This window comes from Bradyrhizobium sp. JHI2711 (genome assembly GCF_056156565.1).
The window spans coordinates 2401512-2428449 of sequence record NZ_JBPZPT010000001.1; the positions used below are offsets into that span (position 1 = coordinate 2401512).

At 64.8% G+C, this 26938-nt stretch carries 29 protein-coding genes; 9 read left to right on the forward strand and 20 right to left on the reverse strand.

Translation table 11 applies throughout. The features are described from left to right. Positions 1-34 precede the first annotated feature (34 nt). Positions 35-256 (reverse strand): hypothetical protein, encoded by a 222-nt coding sequence (locus ACTEK7_RS11270; protein WP_036003912.1) that lies wholly within the window; start codon positions 254-256, stop codon positions 35-37. A gap of 115 nt (positions 257-371) precedes the next feature. On the opposite strand from ACTEK7_RS11270, the gene ACTEK7_RS11275 reads away from it, so the two are divergent. Together ACTEK7_RS11275 and ACTEK7_RS11280 are read left to right on the forward strand one after the other, a co-directional pair. Beyond that, positions 372-566: a DUF3072 domain-containing protein gene (locus tag ACTEK7_RS11275; RefSeq protein ID WP_225146211.1), complete on the forward strand. Its 195-nt coding sequence runs from the start codon at positions 372-374 to the stop codon at positions 564-566. A gap of 90 nt (positions 567-656) precedes the next feature. After that, positions 657-974: a DUF6496 domain-containing protein gene (locus ACTEK7_RS11280; RefSeq protein WP_225146212.1), complete on the forward strand. Its 318-nt coding sequence runs from the start codon at positions 657-659 to the stop codon at positions 972-974. Between the two features lie 6 nt (positions 975-980). Here the strand turns inward: ACTEK7_RS11280 and ACTEK7_RS11285 are convergent, their stop codons facing one another. Beyond that, complete coding sequence (locus ACTEK7_RS11285; RefSeq protein ID WP_225146239.1) at positions 981-1343, reverse strand: hypothetical protein; 363 nt, start codon at positions 1341-1343, stop codon at positions 981-983. A gap of 269 nt (positions 1344-1612) precedes the next feature. Next, positions 1613-3166, reverse strand: a complete 1554-nt coding sequence (locus tag ACTEK7_RS11290; protein WP_225112616.1) for a Do family serine endopeptidase — start codon at positions 3164-3166, stop codon at positions 1613-1615. A 205-nt stretch (positions 3167-3371) separates the two neighbouring features. Here ACTEK7_RS11290 and ACTEK7_RS11295 point away from each other — a divergent pair, with 205 nt between their 5' ends. Continuing rightward, the gene (locus ACTEK7_RS11295) at positions 3372-4208 is read left to right on the forward strand and encodes a universal stress protein (protein ID WP_225146213.1); all 837 of its coding nucleotides are present in this window, start codon (positions 3372-3374) and stop codon (positions 4206-4208) included. A gap of 18 nt (positions 4209-4226) precedes the next feature. Here ACTEK7_RS11295 and ACTEK7_RS11300 read toward each other — a convergent pair whose 3' ends face one another. From ACTEK7_RS11300 to ACTEK7_RS11345, 10 genes are all read right to left on the reverse strand, one after another. After that, positions 4227-4439, reverse strand: coding sequence for a hypothetical protein (locus tag ACTEK7_RS11300; RefSeq protein WP_036003891.1), 213 nt, complete (start codon positions 4437-4439; stop codon positions 4227-4229). A gap of 168 nt (positions 4440-4607) precedes the next feature. After that, positions 4608-6464: a putative bifunctional diguanylate cyclase/phosphodiesterase gene (locus ACTEK7_RS11305; protein ID WP_225146214.1), complete on the reverse strand. Its 1857-nt coding sequence runs from the start codon at positions 6462-6464 to the stop codon at positions 4608-4610. Between the two features lie 252 nt (positions 6465-6716). Further along, positions 6717-7454: a ribulose-phosphate 3-epimerase gene (gene rpe, locus ACTEK7_RS11310; RefSeq protein WP_109144644.1), complete on the reverse strand. Its 738-nt coding sequence runs from the start codon at positions 7452-7454 to the stop codon at positions 6717-6719. After that, on the reverse strand, positions 7451-8383 hold the full coding sequence (cbbX, locus tag ACTEK7_RS11315; protein WP_225146215.1) for a CbbX protein: 933 nt from the start codon (positions 8381-8383) through the stop codon (positions 7451-7453). Before cbbX ends, rpe begins: the two co-directional genes overlap by 4 nt. 100 nt (positions 8384-8483) lie before the next feature. Then, the gene (locus ACTEK7_RS11320; protein ID WP_225146216.1) at positions 8484-8891 is read right to left on the reverse strand and encodes a ribulose bisphosphate carboxylase small subunit; all 408 of its coding nucleotides are present in this window, start codon (positions 8889-8891) and stop codon (positions 8484-8486) included. Positions 8892-8902: 11 nt separating this feature from the next. Then, a complete protein-coding gene (locus ACTEK7_RS11325) occupies positions 8903-10363 on the reverse strand; it encodes a form I ribulose bisphosphate carboxylase large subunit (RefSeq protein WP_036003865.1) in 1461 nt (486 codons plus the stop codon). Positions 10364-10401: 38 nt separating this feature from the next. After that, the gene (gene fba, locus ACTEK7_RS11330; RefSeq protein WP_225146217.1) at positions 10402-11487 is read right to left on the reverse strand and encodes a class II fructose-bisphosphate aldolase; all 1086 of its coding nucleotides are present in this window, start codon (positions 11485-11487) and stop codon (positions 10402-10404) included. 12 nt (positions 11488-11499) lie between these two features. Next, positions 11500-13518, reverse strand: coding sequence for a transketolase (tkt, locus tag ACTEK7_RS11335; RefSeq protein ID WP_225146218.1), 2019 nt, complete (start codon positions 13516-13518; stop codon positions 11500-11502). Positions 13519-13534: 16 nt separating this feature from the next. Next, complete coding sequence (locus ACTEK7_RS11340) at positions 13535-14410, reverse strand: phosphoribulokinase (protein ID WP_036003856.1); 876 nt, start codon at positions 14408-14410, stop codon at positions 13535-13537. A gap of 12 nt (positions 14411-14422) precedes the next feature. Next, the gene (locus ACTEK7_RS11345; protein ID WP_225146219.1) at positions 14423-15460 is read right to left on the reverse strand and encodes a class 1 fructose-bisphosphatase; all 1038 of its coding nucleotides are present in this window, start codon (positions 15458-15460) and stop codon (positions 14423-14425) included. A 119-nt stretch (positions 15461-15579) separates the two neighbouring features. On the opposite strand from ACTEK7_RS11345, the gene ACTEK7_RS11350 reads away from it, so the two are divergent. Further along, positions 15580-16557 (forward strand): LysR family transcriptional regulator, encoded by a 978-nt coding sequence (locus ACTEK7_RS11350; RefSeq protein WP_036038207.1) that lies wholly within the window; start codon positions 15580-15582, stop codon positions 16555-16557. A 236-nt stretch (positions 16558-16793) separates the two neighbouring features. Here ACTEK7_RS11350 and ACTEK7_RS11355 read toward each other — a convergent pair whose 3' ends face one another. From ACTEK7_RS11355 to ACTEK7_RS11375, 5 genes are all read right to left on the reverse strand, one after another. After that, the gene (locus tag ACTEK7_RS11355; RefSeq protein WP_036003876.1) at positions 16794-16991 is read right to left on the reverse strand and encodes a hypothetical protein; all 198 of its coding nucleotides are present in this window, start codon (positions 16989-16991) and stop codon (positions 16794-16796) included. Positions 16992-17120: 129 nt separating this feature from the next. Continuing rightward, on the reverse strand, positions 17121-17540 hold the full coding sequence (locus ACTEK7_RS11360; RefSeq protein ID WP_036003874.1) for a hypothetical protein: 420 nt from the start codon (positions 17538-17540) through the stop codon (positions 17121-17123). Positions 17541-17661: 121 nt separating this feature from the next. Next, a complete protein-coding gene (locus ACTEK7_RS11365; protein ID WP_225146220.1) occupies positions 17662-18855 on the reverse strand; it encodes an MFS transporter in 1194 nt (397 codons plus the stop codon). 82 nt (positions 18856-18937) lie between these two features. Then, a complete protein-coding gene (locus ACTEK7_RS11370; RefSeq protein ID WP_036038209.1) occupies positions 18938-19555 on the reverse strand; it encodes a TetR/AcrR family transcriptional regulator in 618 nt (205 codons plus the stop codon). 77 nt (positions 19556-19632) lie between these two features. Then, positions 19633-20592 carry an N-carbamoyl-D-amino-acid hydrolase gene (locus ACTEK7_RS11375; RefSeq protein ID WP_225146222.1) on the reverse strand — a complete coding sequence of 320 codons (960 nt, stop codon included), beginning with the start codon at positions 20590-20592 and terminating at the stop codon, positions 19633-19635. A 129-nt stretch (positions 20593-20721) separates the two neighbouring features. On the opposite strand from ACTEK7_RS11375, the gene ACTEK7_RS11380 reads away from it, so the two are divergent. The 3 genes from ACTEK7_RS11380 (at position 20722) to ACTEK7_RS11390 (ending at position 22069) form a co-directional block, all read left to right on the forward strand. Next, positions 20722-21075 (forward strand): hypothetical protein, encoded by a 354-nt coding sequence (locus tag ACTEK7_RS11380; protein ID WP_225112605.1) that lies wholly within the window; start codon positions 20722-20724, stop codon positions 21073-21075. A 212-nt stretch (positions 21076-21287) separates the two neighbouring features. Further along, a complete protein-coding gene (locus ACTEK7_RS11385) occupies positions 21288-21614 on the forward strand; it encodes a hypothetical protein (protein ID WP_036003836.1) in 327 nt (108 codons plus the stop codon). Positions 21615-21772: 158 nt separating this feature from the next. Beyond that, the gene (locus tag ACTEK7_RS11390) at positions 21773-22069 is read left to right on the forward strand and encodes a hypothetical protein (protein ID WP_146207753.1); all 297 of its coding nucleotides are present in this window, start codon (positions 21773-21775) and stop codon (positions 22067-22069) included. Positions 22070-22379: 310 nt separating this feature from the next. Here the strand turns inward: ACTEK7_RS11390 and ACTEK7_RS11395 are convergent, their stop codons facing one another. Beyond that, positions 22380-23354: a tripartite tricarboxylate transporter substrate binding protein gene (locus ACTEK7_RS11395; protein WP_036003826.1), complete on the reverse strand. Its 975-nt coding sequence runs from the start codon at positions 23352-23354 to the stop codon at positions 22380-22382. A 1059-nt stretch (positions 23355-24413) separates the two neighbouring features. Next, positions 24414-24839, reverse strand: coding sequence for a reverse transcriptase domain-containing protein (locus ACTEK7_RS11400; protein ID WP_225127609.1), 426 nt, complete (start codon positions 24837-24839; stop codon positions 24414-24416). 515 nt (positions 24840-25354) lie between these two features. Here ACTEK7_RS11400 and ACTEK7_RS11405 point away from each other — a divergent pair. Continuing rightward, entirely contained in the window at positions 25355-25522 is a 168-nt protein-coding gene (locus ACTEK7_RS11405; RefSeq protein WP_225127594.1) for a hypothetical protein, read from the forward strand. Next, complete coding sequence (locus ACTEK7_RS11410; RefSeq protein ID WP_225139713.1) at positions 25515-26933, forward strand: recombinase family protein; 1419 nt, start codon at positions 25515-25517, stop codon at positions 26931-26933. Before ACTEK7_RS11405 ends, ACTEK7_RS11410 begins: the two co-directional genes overlap by 8 nt. The last annotated feature ends 5 nt before the right edge of the window (positions 26934-26938 follow it).

Genomic DNA, 26938 nt, shown 5'->3' on the forward strand with positions numbered 1-26938 from the left:
GGCACTCGGCCTTCAGTATCCGACGCCAAGGATCTCAGCGGCGCTCGGCTGCGCGCGCGGAGTTGCCGCCTGTCTTCACGGCACGAAGCCGCACCCGGTCGCGGACGTTCGGCAGTACGTCGCTGCCGCCGGCAGCCTTCCATTCGGCGATCAAGAGATTGATCTTCCGGCGCAAGTCCATCTGCGCCAGGGCCCTTTCCGTGCAGTCGTGATCGCGCTCGACGAGGTCGCGCACCGACGCCTCGACGTCGGCCATCTCAAGCCTCAAGGCTCTGATTTTACGTCGAATTTCGTTAATTCTGTTGTCCATGCCTTGTTAGAACAAAATAAGAACATATAGTCAAGTCACGATTTCAGGACGGAGACGCCAGATGCAGGTTCAAGGTAAATACGACGCCAGATTTTTCCTGGGCGAGCAGATGACGCGGGCGCAGGGCCTCAAGCTGAAGCGGCTCAGCGAAGAGGCCTATCAGCCCGGCCAATATGCGCGGGATCTGTCCTTCACCGAGGCCGCCCGGCGCATCCAGGTGCTGGAAACGGAGATCGAGCTGGCAAACTCCTTCTAGAGCATCGCATCGCGCTTTAGGCCTGCGCCGTTCCACGCTCCCGGAACCATGGCTGTGCAGAATGGTTCTCCCCGCCGAGGGAGAATATGCATGGTACGCAAGGCAAAAAAGCGCCGCTACTCACGCAGCTCGGGAAGCGATGTCGCCACCGAGATGCGGCGTTACAAGAAGGGCACCGCGAAGAGCGGCCGTGGCGGGCGCGGCGGCCGCGTCAAGAACCGCAAGCAGGCCATCGCGATCGGACTGTCGAAGGCACGCAAGAAGGGCAAGAAGGTCCCGAAGAAGGCTTCGAAGCGCAAGAGCGCCAAGAAGACGTCCAAGAAAGCATCCAAGAAAACGTCCGGGACGTCGTCCAAGAAATCGTCGAACAAGAAATCATCGAAGCGCAAATCCAAGCGGTCGCGCTGACCCGCCTCAGATCATGCTCCCCGGCATGAAGCAGCGGATCGAAATCCCGAACGCAGTCTTGACCGGCCACACCATCGTGCGGCCGGCCCGGTTGGGCTCGGTGATGACGGCCTCATCCGGCACATCGATCCACTGTCCGTCGATGCGGACACGGTAGCGCCCGTTGTGCGACTCCCAGTCGAGATCGGCGAGGGCAAAACCGTCCGCGTCCGAGCAGCACGGACCGAGATGGCTGCGCAAACTGTCGAACCATGGCTTCAGAGGAGAGTTCGCGTAGCGGCCGTCGTCGCGCCCGAGCGCGTTTCCCCCCGAGAGCACCAATGGCACCACGAGCAGCGCACTCCTGAGCGAGAGCTTCAATCGATCCATGATGGCACCGATCACTTGTGAACCACCGGCGAGTTCCACAAATCGCCGGGAGGCTCGAAGTTCCACGCTTGCAACCCCGGTCGGCGGCGGCGTTGCCGCAGAGCACTGAGGCGTCTTGCAAGTGTGATCAGCGAACACGGCTTTTTCGGACGCACCAGGTCATCATGCCTGCCGTTAACGAGAATGTTACCGGCCTGGTGCGGACGTGACGTGTGTGCAAAAGGCGGCCCGAAGGCCGCCTTCCTGGATTGGTAAGGGTCGAGTTGGCGCTATGCGAGTGGCACCGCAACGAAGCGGGTGGCCTCCGCGCTTCTGACCTGAAGCAGCACGCTGCGCTTGCCCGACGATTTGGCCTGCGCCAGCTCGGAGCGCACCTCGCCGACATTGCTGACCGCTTTTCCACCGACATTGAGGATGACGTCGCCGGTCCGGATGCCGCGTTGCGCGGCCGGGCCTTGCGGATCAACCTCGGTGACGACGACGCCGTTCTGGCCTGCGCCCTGGACGTCACCGGCGGGCGCCAGGCTGAGGCCGAGGCGCGGCGTGCCGGCACCCGGCTGTCCGCTGCCCTCGTCGGCATTGCCACTGCCATTGCCCTTGGCCTGCCGCTCGTTCGGCAACTCGCCGAGCGCCAGCGTCACCGTCTTGCTGTCGCCCTTGCGGAAGACATCGAGCTTCACGGACGTGCCCGGCGTCAAGCCGGCGATGGTGCGGGCGAGGTCGCGGGAGTCCTTGATCGTGGTGCCGTTGACGGCGGTGATGACATCGCCCGCCTGGATGCCGGCCTTCGCCGCCGGGCTGCCATCCTGCGGATTGTCGACGATCGCGCCGCGCGCCTCCTTGAGCCCGAGGCTGTCGGCGATATCCGACGTCACCGGCTGCACCTGCACGCCGAGCCAGCCCCGGGTGACCGCGCCCTTGTCCTTCAATTGCGCGACGACGAGCTTGGCGGTCGAAGCCGGGATATCGAAGCCGATGCCGACCGAGCCGCCCGAGGGCGAGAAGATCGCAGTGTTCACGCCGATCACGTTGCCGTTCATGTCGAAGGCCGGGCCGCCGGAATTACCCTTGTTGATCGGCGCGTCGATCTGGATGAAGTCGTCATAGGGACCGTTGCCGATGTCGCGGCCGCTGGCCGAGACGATGCCGGCGGTCACGGTGCCGCCAAGACCGAAGGGATTGCCGACCGCGACCACCCAGTCGCCAATGCGCGGCTTCTGGTCGGAGAACTTGACGAACGGAAAGTCCTTCTTGCCGTCGACCTTGATCAGCGCGAGATCGGTCTTCGGATCGGTGCCGACCACTTTCGCGGTGTAGGTCGTGCCATCGTCCATCGTCACCTGCACGGACTCGGCGCGATCGACGACGTGATTGTTGGTCACGGCATAGCCGTCGGCGGAGATGAAAAAGCCGGAGCCTTCGCCCGTGATCATCTGGTGGCGCTGGCGCGGCATGCCGTTCGCGCCGCCCGGAAAGCGGAAACCGAACTGTCGCGAGAACTGGTCGAACGGCGTGTCCTCGTCCGAATCCATCCGGTTCTGCTGCAGCATCGCGCTCTTGTCGTTGTCCTGATCGATTTTGACCCGCACCGAGATCACAGCGGGTTTGACCCTGCTGACGAGATCGCCGAAGCCGGGCGGCGTCGCGGCGGCTTCGGCCGCCTGAGCCGGCGCAATCAAGGAGTTGATGCCGTACGGCGAGGCGCCTGGCGCAACTGCCAGGGCGGCCACGCCCAGCGCGGCCACGGTGCCGAGCAGCGCGAGCCGCCGCGGCCGCAAGATCTTGCGAGACGTGGTGATGTCGGAATTGACGCGATCGTTCATGTCGAAATGTCCATGTTGAGCAGGTGTCGCCTTGCCCGCAACATGGTCGCTGCCACCTTACGGCGTCCCGTCCGCCCGATTAAATCTCGGCAAAGAATGGATGAGCGGGCGCAGCAGGCAATCCGGACGTTTGATACAGCTCAACGCGCCGCCTTCGCGCAGTGAAAAACTGCGACCATCGGATGATGCTCAGCGGAGGCGCGCCATGTACAAAGACATTCTCGTCCACATTCCCACCGAACGTCCCATGCGTCCCGCGATCGAGGGCTCGGTCTCGCTCGCGGCGAAGCTCAACGCGCATCTCGACGCGGTCGCGGTCGGCTATGTCGCCACCAGTACGGCTTACGTCATGGAAGGCGGCGCGGCGGTGGCGGCCGTGTTCGAGTTGGAGCGCGAGCGCGCCGTGGAGCGGGCCGAGGCGGCGCTCGCGATATTCAAGAGCGAGGCGGCGAACGCCGGCATCGCCTATACCTGCCACGCACTCGGCGCGATCCCGGCAGATGCCGCCGGCTCGCTCGGCGAGATGGCACGGCTGCACGACCTCAGCGTCGTGCTCCAGCCCGATCCGGCGCAAGGCTCGTTCGACAACGACATGCCGAGCGAGATCCTGTTCCGCGCGGGCGGCCCGGTGCTGTTCCTGCCCTACACTTTCCGCGGAGCCTTCAAGGCGAACCGGATCGGCATCTGCTGGGATGGTAGCCGCCTCGCTGCCCGCGCCGTGCGCGACGCAACGACGTTCCTGGCGCGCGCCGCCGAGATCGTGATCATCACGGTGAACGAGACCGAGGCGGTCTCCGGCGAAGCCTCAGCGAGCGGTCTGGCCAGACATCTCGGCCGGCGCGGATTGTCCACCCGCACGGTCAGCCTGACCGCCACGCGCGCCGACATTCAGCCGATCATTCTGTCGCTGGCGGCCGACGAGAGTCTCGATCTTCTGGTGATGGGCGGCTACGGCCATTCGCGGTTGCAGGAACGCTTTCTCGGGGGCGTCACCCGCGCCATGCTGGAAGCCATGACGGTCCCGACGCTGATGTCGCATTGACGCGCCGGCCTGGCGCCGTCACGCCGCGACGGGAGCTTCCCATGTCGTGGGCGCGGCGGCGTCCTTGTCGCGATGTACATTGCACGCGTCGAAATGCGCCTTGAGCTCGATTTCGGCAAGATGTTCGAAATGTTCGGCCTGGCCGAGGAGTTCCCAGTTCTGGAGCGGCCGGTAGGCCGCCTGCTGACGGCAGAGGGACGCCAGCGCCCGGTAGCGACGTACGTTCTCCATGAGACCCTCCCTCGCGTTCACCGGCTTATTGCCCTGATTTGCGTCAGGCCGATGGCGTTTATGCAAAACATTTGCTGCGCGCTCAACGCGCCTGAACCAAGTTAATTTTCGAGAAGTGCCGGTAAGGATTTTAGTTCCAAACGTCCGCTCGGAACTCTGTGCCCAATGCTAGGCGTAGAGGCGGCGCTCCACGGCGAGGCCCACCAGGTCGAGGTAGCGCTCGATCAAGTCGGGACGGCCGACGAGATAGCCTTGCATCTCCTCGCAGGCCTCGCGGGCCAAGAAGGCACGTTGGGCTTCCGTCTCCACCCCCTCGGCAATGACCGGGATCTTCAGCGCGTGCGCCAGGCTCAGGACGGCGCGGACAATCTCGGCCGATTGCGGCGTCGCCTCCAGGTTGGAGATGAAACTGCGGTCGATCTTGATCTTGTCGAACGGGAACGACTGCAGATACGACAGCGAGGAATAGCCGGTGCCGAAATCATCCATGGCGATGCGGATGCCGAGCGCCTTCAGCCGCCGCAGCAGGTTGAGCGCGCGGGTGAAATCGCCGATCAGCACGCCCTCGGTGATCTCGACCTCGAGCCGCGTCGGCGTCAGCCCCGTCTCCAACAGGATCTGGTGGATCGAGCGCTCGAGATCGCCCGCCTGGAATCGGACCGGCGACAGATTGACCGCGACCTGCAACGGCCGCGGCCAGGATGCCGCCTCGCGGCACGCCTCGCGCAGCACCCATTCACCGATCTCGACGATCAGCCCGTTCTCCTCGGCGAGCGGAATGAACTGGTCCGGCGGCACGAAGCCCCGCGTCGGGTGATTCCATCGCAGCAGCGCCTCGAAGCCGATGACCTCGCCATCCACCCGCGCCTGCGGCTGGAAATAGACGAGGAGCTGGTTCTGCTCCAGCGCCTGCCGCAGGTCGTGCTGCAACAGCCTGCGATCGCGCAGCTCCTGGTCCATCTCGGATTCGAAGCAGCGGACCCGGCTCCTGCCCTCGCGCTTGGCGCGGTAGAGAGCCGAGTCGGCATTGGCGAGCAGCGTCGCCGCGTTCACGCCATCGTCGGGATAGAACGCGATGCCGACGCTGAGGCCCACGTGGGAGAGATAGTCGTCGACCTCGAGCTCCTTGCCGATCGTCTCGACCAGGCGTTCGGCCAGCGCCAGAACGTCCTCACGGCTGGCGTTGTCGGGCATCAGGATCATGAACTCGTCGCCGCCGATGCGGGCGACGAAGGCGCCTTCGGCTTCCGCGGCAAGCCGGTCGGCGGCCGCCCGCATCAGCATGTCGCCGACGGGGTGACCGAACACGTCGTTGACCTCCTTGAAGCGGTCGAGATCGAGGCTCAGCACAGCGAAACTGGTCGATGCCTCCTGCGCCCGCTCCAGCCGTTCGTCGAGCGCCGCGTTGAAGGCGCTGCGGTTCGGCAGGTCCGTGAGCGCATCATGATGCGCAAGGTGGCTGATCCGCTGTCGGGTGGTGACACGCTCCGTGACATCCTCGATCACGCCGACCAGATATTGCGGATCCCCGTTGCCATCCGTGATCAGCATCTTGCGTGAATTGACGACCCGGTCGCGGCCCTTGACGCCGATTTCGAGCAGATGCTCCTCCAGAACCATCGGCATGCCGCTGGCCGCGACGCGTCTATCCTGCTCGTTGACCACGCGGGCCACGTCAGCCGGGAAGATCTGCTCGGGCGTTCGGCCCAGCATCTGTTCGCGCGGCATGCCGTAATAGTCTTCTCCGGCGCGGTTGAGCAGGATGTAGCGCGAACTCTCCGCACATTTCGCGAAGACGGCGATCGGAATGTTTTCGATGATTGTGTCGAGGAACTCGCGAGTCCTCAGCAGATCCTGCTCGACCTCGTCGCGCGTTTGCGCGCGTACTTCGATCATCCGCTGACGCTCGCGATCACCGGCCTCGTAAGCCGCGCTGACGAACTTGCCCAGCTTGACGAGATCGACCTGTCCGGTGGCATCGGTGGCGCAGCGGAGCTGCTCGGCGAACAGGCGATGCATGCTCATGCCATCACTTTGCGCCGCGTGCGGGCTTCATGCCGCAGTTTCCGTCGTTACGCATCCGCGCTCTCATAGCGTCCCTAAACCACAGATTGAGACGCTTGGCATTGCGCGGTCGTTAATCGATTGTCCTTCTCCGGTGCGTTGGTTACCCCGGCCTGAATGAGCCGATCGATTTGGAAGGCATGCTCCGTAGAGATCCGGAGAAAGTGGCGCGCCTTGACACACCGGAGCCACGGCGGTGGGCTGATCCGTAATCTACCGGATGAGCGCACTTTCTTCGGCCCGCTTCGCGGGCGCGGAACTATCTTGCAGCTTCGGAACCCGGCCGGTCTCCGCGGCGATGCGAATAGCCGCGATATTGGCGGCATATTCGCCAGCGCTCTTGCCGCGAAACACGGCGGAGCCCGCGACCAGCGTGTCGGCACCCGCTGCAGCCACGGCCGCGGCATTGTCGCACGTGACACCGCCGTCGACCTCGAGCCGGATCGGCCGCCCGCCGATCATGGTCCTGATCCGCCTGATCTTGTCGATCTGCGATGCGATGAAGGATTGGCCGCCAAAGCCCGGATTGACCGTCATCACCAGCACGAGATCGATACGATCGAGCACATACTCGATCACCGCTTCCGGGGTCGACGGACAAAGGCTGACGCCAGCCTTGCTGCCGAGCGAGCGGATCGCCTGGAGCGAGCGGTCGAGATGCGCCCCCGCTTCGGCGTGCACCGTGATGATGTCCGCTCCGGCCTTTGCGAACGCCTCGAGATAGGGATCTGTCGGCGCGATCATCAAATGCACGTCGAACGGCTTCTTCGAATAGGGACGGACCGCCTTGATGACGTCGGCACCGAAACTGATGTTCGGCACGAAGTGTCCGTCCATGACGTCGCAATGGATCCAGTCGGCCCCAGCGGCGTCGATCGCGGCGACCTCCTCGCCGAGACGCGCGAAATCCGCGGCGAGGATCGATGGAGCGATCATGATCTCCTTCGTCATGGCACTGCACTCCGCGCATCCGCACCGCCGCTGAAGACTCGGCTCGCCAAGACGTCCATGGCATCGATGGTTTCGAGGTCGGCGACATCGAGCATGCGATTGAGATCGGACACCAGCCGATCGGCCTGCCGCAGGCGGATGCGGTCGACGGCGTTGCGGATCGAGCGCGCGTTGGAGAAGAACGGCTGGGTCCGACGCAGCGCGATGTATTTCTCGAACGCCTCGCGCGCCGCGGCCGACAAGCGATAGCCGCGCTCCTTCAGCATCAGCTCGGCGATGACGAGCAGCTCGGCCTCTACATAGTCAGGGAATTCGATGTGGTGGGCGATGCGCGAGCGGAAGCCGGGATTGGAGGCGAAGAATTTCGTCATCCGCTCGCCATAGCCGGCGAGGATCACGACGAGGTCCTCGCGCTGGTTCTCCATCACCTGGAGCAGGATTTCGATCGATTCCTGGCCGTAGTCGCGCTCGTTGTCGGGACGATGCAGGTAATACGCCTCGTCGATGAACAGCACGCCGCCCATCGCTTTTTTCAGGATCTCCTTGGTCTTCGGCGCGGTGTGGCCGATATACTGGCCGACGAGATCGTCGCGCGTCACCGAGATCACCTGCCCGCGCCGCACGAAGCCGAGCCCGTGCAGGATCCTGGCCATGCGCAGCGCGACGGTGGTCTTGCCTGTTCCAGGATTGCCGGTGAACGACATGTGCAGCGTCGGCGGCGCGGAGGCGAGGCCGGCACGCTGCCGGATGCGCTCGATCAGCAGCAGCGAGGCGATCTGGCGCACGCGGTTCTTGACCGGCTTGAGCCCGATCAGCTCCTGATCGAGCTGTAGCAGCGTCTCGGTGATTCCGGCGGCTTCAGCCTCCTTGCGGAGATCGAAATGGGTCTCGCTGTGTTCGGTCGTGGTTGCGTGGGGGACATCGAGCATGGCTACCCTCGAAGAAAAGAGCTTCGCCGCGAGCAAGGCGGCGAAGCAGTGGTCCGCCAAGGATGCGAAGCAGGGAGAGCTCCGCGCGGAAGCGGATGACTCAAGCTGGCGCGTGCGCGGCCGGCTTTCGAACCGTGGTGTAGCGGACCGCACGGCCGCCGACCTCCTGCCGCACCAGCTCGAACTCCGTTTCTTGCTTCGGCCGGTTGACGAGGAAGGAGATCCGCACCGTCTCCCAGCCGTGGCTGGCATCGAAGCCGCTGATGCGGATGTAGCTGTTACCATAGACCCTGCGGCACTCGGCGAGCTCCATCATCACGCCGGCAGCGTCCTGGAGATCGAACATCGGCAGGCCCCACATCTCCCAATAGGTGTTTCGGGGATGCGGATCGTCGGTGAACTCGATGTTCACCGCCCAGCCATTGGCGAGGCAATACTGCACCTGGCTGGTGATCTGCTCGTCGGTCAGATCCGGCAGGTACGAGAAGCAGCCCTGGGTGATCTTCATCTCAAATCTCCTCAGACGGTTTCCAGCGCGGTCGGCACGAAGTCCGGCGTGTCGGTGGATTGATAGTTGAAAGTGACGTCCTTCCAGACCTCGAGCGCGGCCTTCAGCGGCGTGCAGGTCTGGGCCGCCTTGGCCAAGATTTCCGGGCCCTCGTGGACATAGTCGCGGCCCTCGTTGCGGGCGAGGATCATCGCTTCCAGCGCCACGCGGTTGGCGGTCGCGCCGGCCGCAATGCCCATGGGATGGCCGATGGTGCCGCCGCCGAACTGCAGCACGACGTCCTCGCCTAACAGGTCGAGCAGCTGGTGCATCTGCCCGGCATGGATGCCGCCGGAGGCCACCGGCATCATCTTGTTGAGGCTCGCCCAGGACTGGTCGAAGAACAGGCCATGCTCGAGCTTGGTCGGGTTGAAGTCTTCGCGGCAGACATCGTAGTAGCCGCGTGTGGTGTTGGGATCGCCTTCGAGCTTGCCGACCACCGTGCCGGCGTGGATGTGGTCGACGCCGGCAAGCCGCATCCATTTGGCGATGACGCGGAACGACACGCCATGGCTCTTCTGCCGCGTATAGGTGGAGTGGCCGGCGCGATGCAGATGCAGGATCATGTCGTTGCGCCGCGCCCACTTGGCCATGGACTGGATCGCAGTGTAACCGATCACGAGGTCGATCATCACGATCACCGAGCCGAGCTCCTTTGCGAACTCGGCGCGCTCGTACATGTCCTCCATGGTGGCCGCGGTGACGTTCAGGTAGGTGCCCTTCACCTCGCCGGAAGCGGCCTGCGCGCGGTTCACCGCCTCCATGCAATAGAGGAATCGATCGCGCCAATGCATGAAGGGCTGCGAGTTGATGTTCTCGTCGTCCTTGGTGAAGTCGAGCCCGCCCTTCAGCGCCTCATAGACCACACGGCCGTAATTGCGGCCGGACAGACCGAGCTTCGGCTTCACCGTCGCGCCGAGCAGCGGCCGGCCGAACTTGTCGAGCCGCTCGCGCTCCACCACGATGCCGGTCGCCGGTCCCTGGAACGTCTTCACATAGGCGACGGGAAAGCGCATGTCCTCGAGTCGCAGCGCCTTCAGCGGCTTGAAGCCGAACACGTTGCCGATGATCGAGGCCGAGAGGTTGGCGATCGAGCCCGGCTCGAACAGGTCGAGATCATAGGCGATGTAGGCGAAATACGAGCCGGGTGAGCCCGGAACGGGATCGACGCGATAGCACTTGGCGCGATACTTCTCGGCCGCCGTCAGGCGATCGGTCCACACCACCGTCCAGGTCGCGGTCGAGGATTCGCCGGCAACCGCGGCAGAGGCCTCGATCGGGTCGACGCCCTCCTGCGGCGTCACGCGGAACAGCGCGATGACGTCGGTGTCCTTCGGCGTGTAATCGGGCTCCCAATAGCCCATGCGCTTGTATTCCATCACGCCGGAGCGATAGCGCTCTTTGCCGCGGACCGTGCCTGCATGTGCGTTCATGTCTCTCTCCTGCTCTTTTCTCTGCTCTTTCTGATTGGCTAAGCGGCAACCTGCTCGCGGGCGTCGATGCGCGGATCGAGCTCGCCGGCGCGATAGCGCCGCGCCATCTCGCTCATTGGAATGACCTTGATCTTGCTGGCGTGGCCTGCGGTACCGAACTGCTCGAACCGCTCGCGGCACAATTCGCGCATTGCGTCCATCGCCGGCTTCAGGAACTTGCGCGGATCGAATTCGGAGCGCGCTTCCGCCGCCACCTTCCGGAACACCGCGGTCATCGCCAGCCGGCAATCGGTGTCGATATTGACCTTGCGCACGCCGCTTCGGATGCCGCGAACGATCTCCTCGACCGGCACGCCCCAGGTCTGCGGCATCTCGCCGCCGAACTGGTTGAACATGTCCTGGAGCGGCTGCGGCACCGAGGACGAGCCGTGCATGACCAGATGCGTGTTCGGCAGCCGGCGGTGGATCTCCTCGACCACCCGCATCGCCAGGATATCGCCGTCGGGCTTGCGGCTGAACTTGTAGGCGCCGTGCGAGGTGCCCATCGCGATCGCGAGCGCATCGACCTTGGTTGCACGGACGAAGTCGACGGCCTGGTCCGGATCGGTCAAGAGCTGATCGTGGCCGACCTTGCCCTCGACGCCGTGACCATCCTCCTGCTCGCCGCCGCCGTGCTCGAGCGAACCGAGCACGCCGAGCTCGCCTTCGACGGACGCGCCGACCCAATGAGCGAGATCGACGACGCGGCGCGTGATCGCGACGTTATAGTCATAGTCGGCCGCCGTCTTGGCGTCGGCTTTGAGCGAGCCATCCATCATGACGGAGGTGAAGCCATGGGCGATGGCCGAGGCGCAGGTCGCTTCGTCATTGCCGTGGTCCTGGTGCATGCAGAGCGGAATGTCGGGATAGGTCCGCTCCAGCGCGTCGATCATGTGCGAAAGCATGAGATCGCCGGCATAGCTGCGCGCGCCGCGCGAGGCCTGGATGATGACCGGCGCATCGACCGCGGCCGCCGCCTGCATGATCGCGATGCCCTGCTCCATGTTGTTGATGTTGAACGCCGGCACGGCGTAGCCGTGGCTGGCAGCGTGATCGAGCAATTGGCGGAGAGTAATACGGGCCAAGATTCGTCCTCCTTATTGGCTCTTGCGGGCCATCGCCCGGCGAGCCGCTTCCGCAATGCTTTGCGGTGTGATGCCGAATTCGCGGTACAACACCGGGGCGGGGGCCGAGGCGCCGAAGCCGCGCATGCCGACGAATTCGCCGTCAGCGCCGATCCAGCGATGCCAGTCGCCGGCGACAGCTGCCTCGATGCCGACGCGCGGCGCGGTGCCGAGCACCGAGGCGCGGTAATCCTCCGGCTGCTCCTCGAACAGTGCGAAACACGGAGCCGAGACCACGGCGGCGCGAACGTGCTCGGTCGCGAGCAGGCGTGCGGCTTCCAGCGCGATCGAGACTTCCGAGCCGGTTGCGATGAGCGTCACGTCACGGCCGCCGTCCGGCGAGACGACGAGATAGGCACCGTTCGCGACGCGGTTTCTGCCGCGCCTATCGCTGCGGAATGTCGGCAAGGCCTGCCGCGACAGGCATAGCACTGAGGGGCGATGCTCCGCCGCGAGCGCGCAATCCCAGGCCTCCAGCGTCTCCACGGCATCGGCGGGGCGGAACACCAGTAGATTGGGGATCACGCGCAGTGCCGCGAGATGCTCGACCGGCTGGTGCGTCGGTCCGTCCTCACCAAGGCCGATGGAATCGTGCGTCATCACGTGGATGACGCGCAGCCGCATCAAGGCTGCAAGTCGGATCGCCGGCCGGCTGTAGTCGGAGAACGCCAGGAACGTGCCGCCATAGGGGATGAAGCCGCCATGCAGCGCCAGGCCGTTCATCGCTGCGGCCATGCCGTGCTCGCGGATGCCATAGTGGATGTAGTCGCCGGCGAACGCACCGCTCTTGACCGGCGCCTGCGCCTTGGCATGCGTCAGGTTCGAATGGGTGAGGTCCGCGGAGCCGCCGACCAGGCCGGGAATTGTTCCTGCGATTCCCTCGAGCACCTGTTGCGAGGCCTGCCGCGTCGCCAGCCTCGGCCGCTCGGATGCAAAGTGCTCACGCAATTTCGCCGCGGCCAGCGCATGGGCGGCGGGCAGAGCCACGGCTTTGCCCTCGACGAACAGGTCGCGCTGCTCCGGCGTCGCACCTTCGTAACGATCGAGCCAAGCGAGGCGATCGACCTGCCCGCGCTGCCCGATCATCCGCCAAGCCTTGAGCACCGGGATCGGCACCACGAAAGGCTGATAGTCCCAACCCAGCGTCCGCCGCGCCGCTGCCGTCTGCTCGGTGCCGAGCGGCGCGCCATGCACTTTCTCGGTGCCCTGTCTATCAGGCGCGCCATAGCCGATGATTGTGCGACAGGCGATCAGCGACGGCTTCGCGGTCTCCCGCTCCTCCGCTATCGCCTGCGCCACCGCTTCGGGATCATGTCCGTCGACGCGGCGCACCGACCAGCCGGAGGCAGCGAAGCGCGCGAGCTGGTCGTCCGATGTCGCCAACGAGGTCGGACCGTCGATGGAGATGCCGTTGTCGTCGAACAGCACGATCAGCCGGCCGAGCCCGAGATGACCGGCCAGCGAGATCGCCTCATGGCTGAGGCCTTCCATCAGGCAGCCATCGCCCGCGATAACATAGGTGAAGTGATCGACGAGCCCATCGCCATGCCGCGCATTCGCCATCCGCTCGGCGAGCGCCATGCCGACCGCGGTCGCAATGCCCTGGCCCAGCGGTCCCGTCGTGGTCTCGACACCAGCCGTGTGGCCATATTCGGGGTGGCCCGGCGTCTTCGAGCCCCACTGGCGAAAGGCCTTGATGTCGTCGAGGCTGATATCGCCGCCGGTGAGATGCAGCAGCGCATAGAGCAGCATCGAGCCGTGCCCCGCCGACAGCACGAAGCGGTCGCGGTCCGGCCAGTTCGGATGCGCCGAGTCGAACTTCAGGAAGCGCGAGAACAGCACAGTCGCGACGTCGGCCATGCCCATGGGCAGCCCGGGATGGCCTGACTGCGCTGCCTCGATGGCGTCGACCGCGAGGAAGCGGACGGCATTGGCGAGATCGTTGTGCGTGACCGCATTGAGGTCGGCTTCGGCATGGACGGAGATGTTCATCGGAGTCTCTCCCTGTTCACTTCAGGCTGCGCTTGCGCTCGATCAGCTGCATGATCAGCGGCGTCAGGATCAGCTGCATGGCCAGGTCCAGCTTCGCGCCGGGGCAGACGATCGAGTTGGCGCGCGACATCCAGCTCTGCGGCAGCATCGAGAGCAGATAGGGGAAGTCGATACCGCGCGGATTCTTGAAGCGGATCACCACCATCGATTCGTCCGGCGTCGGGATCCAGCGCGCGATGAATGGATTGGAGGTGTCCACGGTCGGGACGCGCTGGAAGTTGATGTCGGTCTCGGTGAATTGCGGGCAGATGTAGTGGATGTAGTCGGGCATCCGCCGCAGGATGGTGTCGGTGACCGCCTCGGTCGAATAGCCGCGTGCGCTGCGGTCGCGGTGCAGCTTCTGGATCCATTCGAGGTTGATGACGGGCACGACGCCGATCTTGAGGTCGGCATAGCGCGCGACGTTCACCTTATCAGTGACTACCGCGCCGTGCAGGCCCTCGTAGAACAGCAGGTCCGAATCCTCCGGCAGCTGCTTCCAGTCGGTGAAGGTGCCTGGTGCCGCGCCATGCAGCGCCGATTCCTCGGCGTCGTGGACGTAGTGCCGCGTCACCGCGGTGCCGGTCTCGCCGTAGTCGCGGAAGGCGCGTTCCAGCTCCTCGAACAAATTGGTCTCGGGGCTGAAATGGCTGAAGTGCTTGTTGCCGCGCTCGGCCTCCTTCGCCATCTGCGCACGCATCTCGGCACGGTCGTAGCGGTGGAAGGCGTCGCCCTCGATGTAGACGGCGTTGACCTTCTCGCGGAAAAAGATCTGCTCGAAGGTCTTCTTGACGGAGGTGGTGCCGGCGCCGGAGGAGCCGGTGATGGAGATGATCGGATGCTTCCTGGACATCGGACGCCTCGCTCAGAGCCGGAAGAATCCGCGCCGCGCGAACAGCGGCGCCGAGACGCTGGCGACCAGTAGCGGGTCGCAGTGCAGCTCCTCGGCGCGCCGCACCTCGTTGCTCGAGCCCATGATCAGCGGCACGCGCTGGTGCAGGTTTTGCGCCGAGAGATCGAGGATGCGTTCGCGCCCGGTCGAGGCCGAGCCGCCGGCCTGCTCGATGATCATCGCCATCGGGTGCGCCTCGTAGGTCAGGCGCAGACGGCCGTCGCCGTAGCCGGGCCGCGCATCGGAAGGGTAGAGAAACACGCCGCCGCGGGTGAGAATGCGATAGGCCTCCGCGACCAGCGAGCCGATCCAGCGCATGTTGAAATCATGGTTGGCGGGCCCGTCGACGCCGGCGAGGCATTCGTCGATGAAGGCGCGCACCGGCGGATCCCAATGCCGACGGTTCGAGGCGTTGATCGCGAACTCCTCGCAGGCTTCGGCGATCTGCACGCCGCTGCGCGCGAAGCGGAAGCAGCCCGCGTTGCGGTCGAGCGTGAAGATGTCGACGCCGTCGCCGAGCGTCAGCACCAGCGAGGTCTGCGGGCCGTAGGTGACGAAGCCCGACGCGAGCTGCGCCGAGCCGCGCTGCTGAAAGGCGAGTGAGAGATCATCGGGGGCCGGCAGGATCGAGAAGATCGTGCCGACGGTCATGTTGATGTCGATGTTGGAGGAGCCGTCGAGCGGATCGATCGCGATGCAGATTCGCCCCTGACGATCGACGATCTGGGCCTCACGCATCTCCTCCGACGCCAGCGCCGCGATCGGCAGCCGGCCGAGGCAGCGGCGCAGGATCGCGTCCGCCTGGACGTCGAGGTCGCGTTGGAGATCGCCGTCGCTGTTGCGCCCGGTGGTCAGGCCCGAGGCGTCGGCGAGATCGCCGCTGGCGATGAGATCGGCAATCTCGATCGCCGCGGCCGCGATGGCATCGACCGCGGCTGCCACGGCCAACGCATGCGGCGCGGTCTCAGAATACCGTTGAAGGTGGTCGTCCAGCCTGAGTTGCCCGGTCATCTGCGTCCATCCCCTTGCCGGTGCCGCAACCATTCCCTCCTGGTGGAGGCAGGTCACGGTCAGTGCCGGCATTCAGGAGATTGACAGGAGCGGCTTAATAAGGAAAATTTCTAATCATAATGAGCCTCAAAGAATTTTCTTATAATGGCGCCGGCCATGCAGCGGCCCAGCTCCGGCATCTGACGATCCGGCAGCTGCGCTCGCTTGCGGCGCTCTCGGCCAAAGGCAGCGTGACGGCGGCGTCGAGCCATCTCGGGCTGACCCAGCCGGCCGTGACCCAGCAGCTGCGGCAGCTGCAGGACCTGGCCGGCCTGCCCCTGGTGCAGCGAACCGGCGACGGCATGCTGCTGACGGAAGCCGGCAGGGAGGTGCTGGCGCTGGCCGAACGGGTCGAAGCCGCGATCACCGATTGCCAGGGCGCGCTCGACCTGCTCGCGGGGCGGACCGGCGGCACCGTGCATCTCGGCGCGGTCTCGACCGCGAAATATTTCGTGCCGCACGCGATCGCGGCGTTCTCCAAGCGCTACCCCAAGATCGAGATCAAGCTGACCATCGGCAATCGCGAGGAAATCCGCGAGGCGATGCACGGCTACGACCTCGACTTCGCGGTAATGGGTCGGCCACCGGCCGACGTCACCGTCGACGTCCGCCAGCTCGGGCGCAACCCGCACATCATCGTCGCGCGCAAGGGCCATTGGCTGGAGAAGGATTCCGGCCTCAGCCTGACCGATCTCGTGCACGAGACCTTCCTCACCCGCGAGCCCGGCTCGGGCACGCGGACGCTGATGGAGGGCATGTTCCAGAAATCGGATCTCGAGCCGATCATCGGCATGGAGATGAGCAGCAACGAGACCATCAAGCAGGCGGTCATCGCCGGGCTCGGCATCGCCTTCATCTCGGCTCACACCGTGGCGCATGAGCTCGCCGAGGGCCGGCTCGTCGTGCTCGACGTCGCGGGCCTGCCGATCGTGCGGCAATGGTACGTGATCCGCCGCAGCGACAAGGTGCTGCTGCCGCCCGCGCAGGCGATGTTCGATTTTCTCGGCTCGGAAGGCTCGAATTATCTGCCTGATTTGCCCGAGCTAGGCGGACGATAGCTGCCTTCGCTCAGCTCATCAGCTTCATGGCGAGCGTCGCCGCCAGCACCACGATGATCTGGAGCAGGCGCTCCGTCGTGAAGATGCGGTTGAAGGTGGTCATCGCGTGCCCCGGCCGACGTGAAGAAGAATCTCTCGGCCGTTGCTAGCATAGAAGGATGCGGAGACAACTCCGTAGTTGCCCGTGGCGGTCGCGCCTTCGGCGAGCCGGTTCAGGGCGCGCCGATGGCCGGCGATCAGGCCGCGAGCGGGGCGGTGTGGTCCGTGCGCGAGGCGAAATAGGCTTCCAGCTCCGACAGCGCCCGCGCCTCCCACTCGCTCGCCTGCTCCAGCAGCGACCAGCTCTGGCCCGGGCGGAACGCTGCGGTCTGGCGATAGAGCGATGCGATGCCGCGGTAGCGGCGCACGTTCTCCAGGATGGCGTGACCGTTCATGTCCGAAAACTCCCTCGTCATTCCCGCGGGAGAAACTGCGGCCAAATCTTTTTCGAAAAGTTAGCGGCGCGCGGCAAGTTTGCGGATGGTTGCCGGACTGTTGCTCGGGCGCAACGCGCGCGGCGCGATCTATTGCGGATTCGTTGCCGCGCTCTCGCCCGAAGGCTTCAGCCCGCCGCTTCTGACGATTGTCATCGTCGCGCGGCAGAGATCGGCAAGGCCGATCAGGAGGACGGCAAGAAGACAGAACAGGTTGATGGAATCGGCATGCGCGCTGGTCAGCGCATTGAGCTCGAAGAACGGCGGGATGAACGCCCACCACACCAGCGGCACGGTGAGCAGCGCGGCGAATGCCGCCGCCGGTGCACCCGCCATCAGCGCAAGCACGAACAGGCCGGGCAGGAACGCTGCGAAATAGAACTTTGCGCCGAGCAGGACGCAGATGCCCTGAACCACGGCCGAAACCGCGACGACGGCGAGCCCGAGCAGAAACGCCCCCCACGACCATGGCCGTACCCGCCGTGCGCCAAACAGCCCCGCACGTTTCATCAGCATCCCCCTGCCGCCCGTTAACCAGGTGCGTTGCGACGAAAGTACTACAACCGCAACCAATCCGCGAGATGGAAATTGCGTCATCGCGAGGTCGGTCGCACCGTTCCGGCGACGGCCGCTACTCGGTCAGCGCGTAGAGCAACCCCGCGACGGGCAAAGCAAGGCCAATGGCCGATGCGAGCGTCCAGCCGCCCTGTGCGAACGCCCAGGCTCCGACCGCCGAGCCGACCGCGCCGGCGGCGAAGAACGTCGCCATGTAGAGACCATTGAGGCGACTGCGGTGCTCGTGCCCGAGCGCGAAGATGGCGCGGAAGCCCAGCACCACATTGCCCTGGACGCCGATATCGATCGCAATCGCGGCCACCACCAGACAGGCGAGGTTCAGCATCGAGCCGGACGCGCCGATGGAGGTCACCAGGAAGCCGGCGGCCGTGAGCAGCATCGCGACCAGCGTCGCGATGCTGCTATGGCCGCGGTCCGCGAGGCGCCCGGCGATCGGTGCTGCGAACACGCCGGCGACGCCGGCCAGCGCGAACAGCGCGATGCCGCGCTGGGAGAAGCCGAACTCGCCGGCGAGCTGGAGTGGCGCCACCGTCCAGAACAGGGTGAAGGCGCCGAACAGGCTCGCCTGGTACAGCGCGCGGCGCCGCAGCAGCGGCGTGGCCCGCACCAGGTCCGGCATCGACAGCAGCAATTGGCCGTAATGCATCCGCGTGACCGGCTTGCGCTTCGGCAGCGTCATCCAGAGCACGGCTGCGAGCACGGTCATCAGCGCGGCGGAGGCGAAGAACACTGCGTGCCACGACAGCAAGGCGGTGACGAAGCTCGACACCGGACGCGCCAGCATGATGCCGAGCATCAGGCCGGTCGAGACGTTGCCGACGACGCGGCCGCGGATGGCTTCAGGCGCCAGATGCGCCGCATAGGGGATGATGATCTGCACCGCGACCGAGCCGAGGCCGATGAACAGTGCGGCGAGGAGGAACGGCAGCGCATAGCTTGCGAACGCCGCGGCGAGCAGCGCCGCGGCGCCGAGCATGATCACCGAGCAGATCAGCGCGCGGTTCTCGACGAGATCGCCGAGCGGCACGATCAGCAGCAGCCCGGTGCCGTAGCCGATCTGCGTCATCGTCACGATCAGCCCGCTAGCTGCATGCGACAGGCCGAGCGCGGCGCTGATTGGGGCGATCAGCGGCTGCGCATAATAGATGTTGGCGGCGACCATGCCACAGGCCGCGGCAAGCACGAAGGTCAGGCGCTGCGACACCGCATCCGGCCCGGGCGCGGTCTCGATCGTGGCATTCATCGTCATTCGCATGGTCTCCAGGTAAGGCGCAGGGAATGGCCATTAGGTAAGGTATAGGGAATAGTCATTCCCTATTCTGACAAAAAATTCAGGCGAGCAGCTTCATTGCGGCGCCGACGAGACGCTCTGCGTCGAGCGGCAGACGCGCCTTGCCGACGACGCGCATTCCCTGCGTGATGCAGAGCATTAGCCGCGCGGTGTCGTCGGCTACGACATGGCGGGGGATCGAGCCATCGGCCTGTCCGGCGCGGATGAGGCCGGCGATGAAGCTCTCGTTGCTCGCGAGCTGTGTGCTGACGCGGGCACCCACGACCGGATCGAGCGCGGACAGCTCGACCGCGCTGCCGACCACGAGGCAGCCGCGCCGCCCCTCGATTCCCCGGGAGTGCTCGACATAGGACAGCAGCACGTTGCGGATTTGCTCGCGGCCGTTTGCACCACGCGCCGCGCTGCGGGTCTGCTGCTGGCGCAGGGCCGTGTAGCGCTCGAAGGCGGCGAGAAACACCGCATGCTTGTCGCGAAACGCCTTGTAGATGCTTCCCGTCGCGAGCCGCATCGCCGCAGTGAGGTCCCCGATCGAGGTGGCATGATAGCCGCGCTCGCGAAACACACGCACGGCGCGGTCGAGCGCGGTGTCCATGTCGAATTCCCGGGGACGGCCGGGCAGACGGGCGGCAGGCCGGGAGCGGCGGGCGGTCTTTTGCATTACGGGATACTAGGGAACGAACGTTTCCGAATAAACACACGTGGTCGTGAAGGGAATCAATGACGAAGGAGAGAGCGTCACCCCCTCCGCGGCACCGGCGTCCCATCCGCCATGATCGCCACGCCCTTCCGCTCGACGATCATGCCGTAGGCGCGCGGCTGGCGGTGCACGTCGAAATTGAAGGTGGTGCGCTTGTAGGAACTGCAGAGATCGAGATCGCAGCGCGCCAGCGCGATCTCGTCGCCCTTTGTCGTGCAGGCCGCAATGATCTCGCCCGAGGGCGCGATGATGCAGCTGCCGCCGATGTGGTCGACGCCCTCCTCCACACCGGCCTTGGCGACGCCGACAACGAAAGTGCCGTTCTGATAGGCACCGGCCTGCATCACCAGATGATTGTGGAACAGCGAGAGATCGTCATGCTCTGGCGCGGGCGGATTGTGCACCGGCGTGTTATAGCCGATCAGCACCATCTCGACGCCCTGCAGGCCCATCACGCGATAGGTCTCGCTCCAGCGGCGGTCGTTGCAGATCGCCATGCCGATCACGCCGCCGAAGGCATCGACCACGCCGAAGCCGCTGCCGGGCTCGAAATAGCGCTTCTCCAGATGCTGGAATTCGCGCCACGGTTCGTGCTCGGCATGGCCGGGCAGATGCACCTTGCGATATTTCAGGACGATCGCGCCGCTCTTGTCGACGAGGATGGACGTGTTGTAGCGCCTGACAATCCCGACCTCGAGCGTCAGTTCGGCATAGCCGAGGCAGAAGCCGATGCCGAGCTGGCGGGCGAGATCGAACAGCGCCTGTGTCTCGGCACCCGGCATCTCGCGCTCGAAGAAGCTGTCGATCTCGGCCTGGTCCTCGAAGTACCAGCGCGGAAAGAACGTGGTCAGCGCCAGCTCGGGATAGACGATCAGGTCGCAGCCGCAGGCCCGCGCCTCGCGCATCAACGCCATCAGTCGCGCCATCACCGCGGACCTCGACTCGCTCCTCGCGATCGGTCCGAGCTGGCCGGCTGCAATGGTCACAGTTCTCGTCACGCGTCGTTCCTCATTTTTTTCGAGTGCGCCCGGCCAGAGCCTATCACCCGCGCGCACAGGCCGCCTCGGCGCCCCGTACTGAGGGCACAATCAAATTCCGGGCCTGCGGGTATCATCGTGCGGCGCTGGGTGAGCACCAAACAGGAACTTCGTTGCCGATCTGCAACGGTTCCCCGCCGTCTGAAGCCGGACAAAACAAACTCCCATTCCGGCCATGAACCGCTCTCACAAGGCCGTGAGACTATCAGGGGAACGACGATGCGCGCACAACGCGTTTGGAAAGTGAATGGGGCCGCCAGCATCGGGCAGCTTCAATCGAGATTAGACGATCTGAACAAGCGTCTCGGTCAGCTCGAAAACCAGCATCCGGACAGCTGGAAGCTCGAGGAGCTGAGATCGAGCGCGCTCAGCCTGTCGCGGGAGATCGACGACATCCGCTGCGCCGAAGCGACGGCGGCCTTGAGCGAGCTGCTGCGGAAATAGTCGGCCTGCCGATTCGCGCCGGCGCAGGGAACCAAGCGCGGCGGCGGCCATTTCCATGCAAAGCATGGAGCAAGACCATAAGCAGGCAGCTGACGCGCGCCGATCTCGCGCGCGACGTGGCCGGGCCCACGCTGGTTCTGTGCACGGCGGCGGCCTTCACCATCGCGCGCCATTTCTCATTGTGAAGAATTTGACGCTGTGAGGGATTTTGCATGACGTCCGATCCCGAGGAGCAGGTCAGGCTGCAAGGCTACGGCGAGATGACGCTGCGCACCGCGGTCGAGACCTTGATGCTGCTCGCACCGCGTGAGCGGTCCGAGGCCGCGATCTATCGCGTCCGCGACGGCGTGCGCCTCGCGCAAAGCGAGGTCGCCGAGCTCGCATCACACTGGGGTATCCAGCCCGCGCCCAACGTGCGATCGCCGAGACTGGTGCCGGAGCAGCACTGGCAAGACGTCGTCCGCGGCATGGTGCGCGACGCCCCGCTGCCGTCGCTGCTGGTGGCCTTTCTGGTCGGTGTGCTGGTCGCTCGCAGATGATGCGCGCTCGCGATGACGCGCTCACGTCAATGGAAATCGCGGCGTTCCGTGAAACCCGAGGAAACCTTTTTTGCTCGGGAAAACGCGACCGTTCCGCGCGGAACGTCTCGCGGCAGGAGGGATTGGTCCCCCGTTAAGCCTCGAACATGGAGACAACCATGACACGTACGAAACTCGTGAGCGTCGCCGCAACTCTGGCCGCGATTTTGCCGCTCGCAACTGTAAGCCCCAGCCTCGCTGCGGGACGCGGTCCCGGCCCGTGCACCCCACCGGCTGGAGAAGCAGTCGGCGCCGCCGGGCCCGCCATGAGCGGCGGCCAGTTGATGGCCGGCATCGGCCAATGCCAGCGCATCGGCGATTGGCACCCCACCAACACCTACGGTTACCCGGGCCCGGGTTACGGCTATGACGGGCCTCGCTGGGGCACATCAGCCTACGCACCCTACGAAGAATAGGGCCCTTCACATCAGAAGATCACAGCGGCGCGGTCGATCACGGCCGCGCCGTTTGCGTTGGCGGGGCGCACCAGCAGGGATTGCTCCGCAGCACCGAGGCGAGCTGCAGAAGTAGGTTGTCAGCTAATTTCCGCTAAAATTCGGAGTGCGAATCGAGAGCGAGGAATCGTGAAAGTCACGACTTGCGACGATATCCACACTAGGGCGGCTTCGTCCTCTGGTTTTGAGAGCCGGCCCAATGCCGTTTCTGCTGGGCGTGCTGGTGGCGCGGCGGTAGTCTCCCAACAGCCGCCGGCTACGGAAGGATCGATCACTTCTGCCCGTCTGCTCGCATCTGCTCGGCGTAAGGACGTAAAGCTGCGGACATATCGTCGAGATGTTTCTGCCACTCGGCGCCAGGCAGGAAGGCGATCACCGGCTCGTCGCCGGGCGAGCTCGTCACGAACTCGGGATTGCGCAGCGCTTCGGCAATCCCGGTTTCCAGCTTCCTAACGACGTCGTCCGGAACGCTCTTCGGGACCGCGAAGCCGCGTTCCGCCGTCGTCATGACCGGAAAGCCCGCCTCCTCTGCCGTCGGAACGCCCGGCAGCGATGGAAAGCGCTTCTTCGACAGGATCGCGATGACACGAAGTGGCCCCTTGTTGGTGCCATGCAATTCGGGGATCTCGCTGAGGGTGACCATGCCGACGTCCAGATGCCCGCCCAGGAGATCGGTCCGCTGTGCGGCCGTTCCTCTGTAGGAGATCTCGTTGGGCTCGACTTTCGCGGCTGCCGCAAGCATGCGAATGGCCAGATGACCGTTCGTGCCGGCACCATTGTGACCGAAGGTCACCGAGCCCGGCTTGCTGCGCAGTGCGGCAACGACATCCGGCAGATTGCTGAATCTGCTATCGGCAGGCACCACCATGACATTCGGATCTTCGACGACGCGAGCGACCAGCCGGATTTCATCCGTGGTGTATTGGGTTTTGCGGGTCATCGGCAGGAAGTTGTAGCCTGGCACGTTGACGACACCGATCGAATAGCCCTCGGGCGCCGCGCGCGCGATCGACGCAAACGCGATCTCTCCGCCGGCGCCGGGCTTGTTCAGGACGACGAACTTCGCCTTGCCGCCCAGCACACGCTCGACAAAGGGAAGGAGCTTGCGCGCCATGACATCGGTGCCGCCGCCGGGCGCAAAGCCGACGACGACTTCGATCGGCTTGTCGTCGGGCCACGCGGCCCATGCCGACCCGCAGGCCGCGAAGCCAAAAGCCGTAGCGAGCGCGATGATTTTATTGTTCATGATTTCCAGCCCTGTTTTTGTTATTGGCCGATCGCGCCTCAGGCGCGCGATCAGCTTGGGACTCATCTAGCCGTCGGGATGACTGGAGGGCAACCGGCGAGGCACCACGGCCCGGCGCTGATGGTGGCGTTTTTGGTGGGTGTGCTGATGGCGCGGCGGTAGGCCCCTGACCTAGCTCCGCAAGTCGGAACCGCCGGCGCTCGCTTCTGGCAAGCCATGCTACCGCGACAGGCCACCCTGCCCCGCCAAATCGGCCGTGGACCCAATCCCGAAATCGTTGCAAAAAGGCGTCCTGAGGCGGCCGGCAGCCGGTCTGCCAAGCCCTTGGAAAACGTCGACTTTTGGAAGAATGGTCGGAGTGGCAGGATTCGAACCTGCGACCCCTGCGTCCCGAACGCAGTGAATATCTTCTAAGTTATTGATTTTTATCGAGGTGGCAGCGGTTACCGTCCCGTTTTGTTCACGGTCGTTTCACCCAATTCGTTGCGATTTCGTTGCGGCGTTCTCTGGGGGAACGGGGCACAAGTGTGCGCGCTGGTTTGAACTTGGATCTGCTGATTTAGCCGCGTTTGTCAGAATCACCGCCCATCGATGCCACCGGAGGCGCCCGTGATCACGAAAATGCGAAATCCGGGACTGCTAAAGGGGAGAAGCCAACGAATAGATCACTGAAGACGGTCCGTTCCGTGCGACTCAAACCGTCACATGTGTAGATCACGCGCTCTGGGGCCGGGTCGCGGGATCGTGGTCGAGTAGCTCGGCCATTTGGCTTTGCCCTCACAGATCCGGGCAGGCGGCTTTCCCGCACCCGGCTCTTCCCGAGGGTAACCCGCGTCATATCCGCGCCTGCGCCCATGTGCGAGTGATGCGTGGAGTTGGCAGGCGGAAGCGTGCCGTCAGGGTCTCGAACTCCGGCCAGCCCATGCGCCGACTTTTCTGGCTACGCCGTCTCAGACAACGCAGCCAGGTCCGACGCACTTCGCGGTAGAAGCCGTTGAGCGCTGGATAATTGTGCGGCCTGCCATAATAGCCATAGTGCCCGCGCAGAACGGCGGCGAACTACTCGTGCTGCGTGGCCAGTGGCGCGTGCATGAGCCGCCAGGCCTCCTGGCGCAACGCCGTCAGCTTGCGCGTCAGGCGTTTCCCTTCCGTCTTGTGCCTCACGATGAACCGGCCATCTCGGGTCCGCCCGCAGTAGTGGGTGAAGCCGAGGAAGGCGAAGGTCTCTGGCCGCCGCTCGCCCCGCCGCTGACGCGAGAGGGCCGCGAACCGGCCAAACTCGATCAGCCGCGTCTTGTCCTCATGGAGCGTCAGGCCGAAGCTGGCCAGCCGCGCCTTGAGGGCCAACAGCATTTCCCGCGCATCTGCCTTGTTCTCGAAGCCCATGACGAAGTCGTCCGCGTAGCGCACGATCACGATACGACCGCGTGCGTGGCGATGACGCCATTTCTGGGTCCAGAGATCGAGGATGTAGTGCAGGAAGATGTTGGCAGGAGCGGGCTGATGCCCGCCCCTTGCGGCGTGCCCCTGTCCGTCTCTTGCTTCTCGCCGCTCTCAAGAACGCCGGCTCGCAGCCACAGCCCGATGAGCTGCAAGATGCGAGGATCGGCGATCCTGTGCGCCAGCATCCGCAACAGCCACTCGTGGTCGACCGAGTCGAAGGAAGCGGCCACAGACTGCCCATCGCCAAGATATTCCGGCTTCGGTAACGATCACGCGCACGCGTCACGCTTTCGAAGGTCGGACGCTGGCCGTCATCAGTACCATCAGGCGGCGCGGCATCCACTTTCTCCTCACGGTTCTGCCGGATGGCAGTCGGTCGTTGATTCCGGCGAGCTGGACCGATTGGAAGGTGGAGCCGCTTGGAGGCACGCCGCCAATCGATGCCGATGACGCTGTCCACGATCTCGGCAGGCTCGGTGATTTGCTCCACTTGCGCAAGCTGGTCGACGCTCTTTGCATCCGGGGTGCCGAGTCGGCGCCGTGCAAGGAGAGCCGCCATGCAATTGAACCTGGACTTGTTCGATCAGCCCGAGGTTCCACCAAGCGCGCCAGTCGCGTGGGACCAAATCGACGAAGCCGCCCGCATCGCGGCAATCGAGCTTCTGGCGCGCCTCATGTCACGCCTGCTTCAGAGCGGCCCGGCGACGGAGGCAAGCGATGAATGAGCACGTCAAGATTACGTCAATTCATCTCTCTCGACAGGCCGTCGTCTATCTGCGCCAATCCAGCGCCGCACAGGTCGAGCACAACCGCGAATCGACCGAGCGGCAATATGCACTTGTCGGCAAAGCGCGCGACCTCGGCTGGCCCGATGACCGCATCATCGTTATCGACGAGGATCTTGGCCTCTCCGGTTCGGGCACGGTGGCGCGTTCGGGCTTTGCCCGCCTCACCGCCGAAGTGGCGCTCGCGCGCGTCGGACTGGTGCTCGGTCTCGAAGTCTCGCGGCTCGCGCGTAATAACGCCGAATGGTACCGCCTGATTGATCTGGCCGGATTCACCGACACGCTGATCGGCGATGCCGACGGCATTTATCATCCGGCCATGTTCAATGACCGTCTCTTGCTGGGGCTCAAAGGCACGATGAGCGAAGCCGAACTGCACGTGCTGCGGGCTCGCCTCAACGGTGGAATCCGCAACAAGGCGGCGCGCGGCGAACTGCGCCGCGGTCTGCCGGTCGGCTTCGTCTGGGGCGAGACTGATGGCGAGGTCCGCTTCCATCCCGATGAGGCTGTCGTTACCGCCATTCGCCATGTTTTTGCGCGCTTTGCCGAGATGGGATCGGCACGTCGCGTTTGGCTCTGGTTTCGGTCCGAGGGGCTCACGTTCCCGCTGCAGCTGCACGCCCGCGCCGAGATCCGCTGGGTCGAGGCCAGTTACACCGCCATCCACCAGGTCTTGACCAATCCCGTCTATGCCGGCGCCTATGTCTATGGCAAAACGCGCCATGAGACGATTCTCGATGGCACTGGCGCGCGCAAGCAGCGGATTCGATTCTTGCCGCGTTCCCAATGGCAGGTTCTCATCCCCGAGCATCATCCAGGCTTCATCGATTGGCAGACCTATGAAGCAAATCAGCAACGTCTCGCCGCGAACACGCGACCTCAGCCGCACAAGGGCGGCGGTGCCGTGAGAGAGGGTGGCGCCCTCCTGCAAGGTCTTGCCAGTTGCGGCCATTGCGGCCGCCGCCTGCACACCCACTATCGCGGACGCAATGCTTCGCCAGGCTATCACTGTGCTGGCAAAGTGCTGGTCGAGAACCGAGGCGTCTACTGCCTCAATATCGGCGGCGTTCAAATCGACCACGCCATCACCCAAGCGTTCATCGCCGCCTTAGAACCCGCAAAGCTGACCGCGACACTCACCGCCGCGGAACGGCTTGAGGCGGATCGCGAGGCGGGGCTCAAGCAATGGCGACTTGCCGCGGAACGCGCCAGCTACGAAGCCCGGCGTGCAGAACGGCGCTATCGCGCCGTCGATCCCGATAACCGTCTCGTCGCGCGCGGTTCTCGAGCGAGAGTGGGAAGCGTGCCTGAAGGCGCTGGAGGCCGCCAAGGCCGATCTTGCGCGTCGTGAGGCTG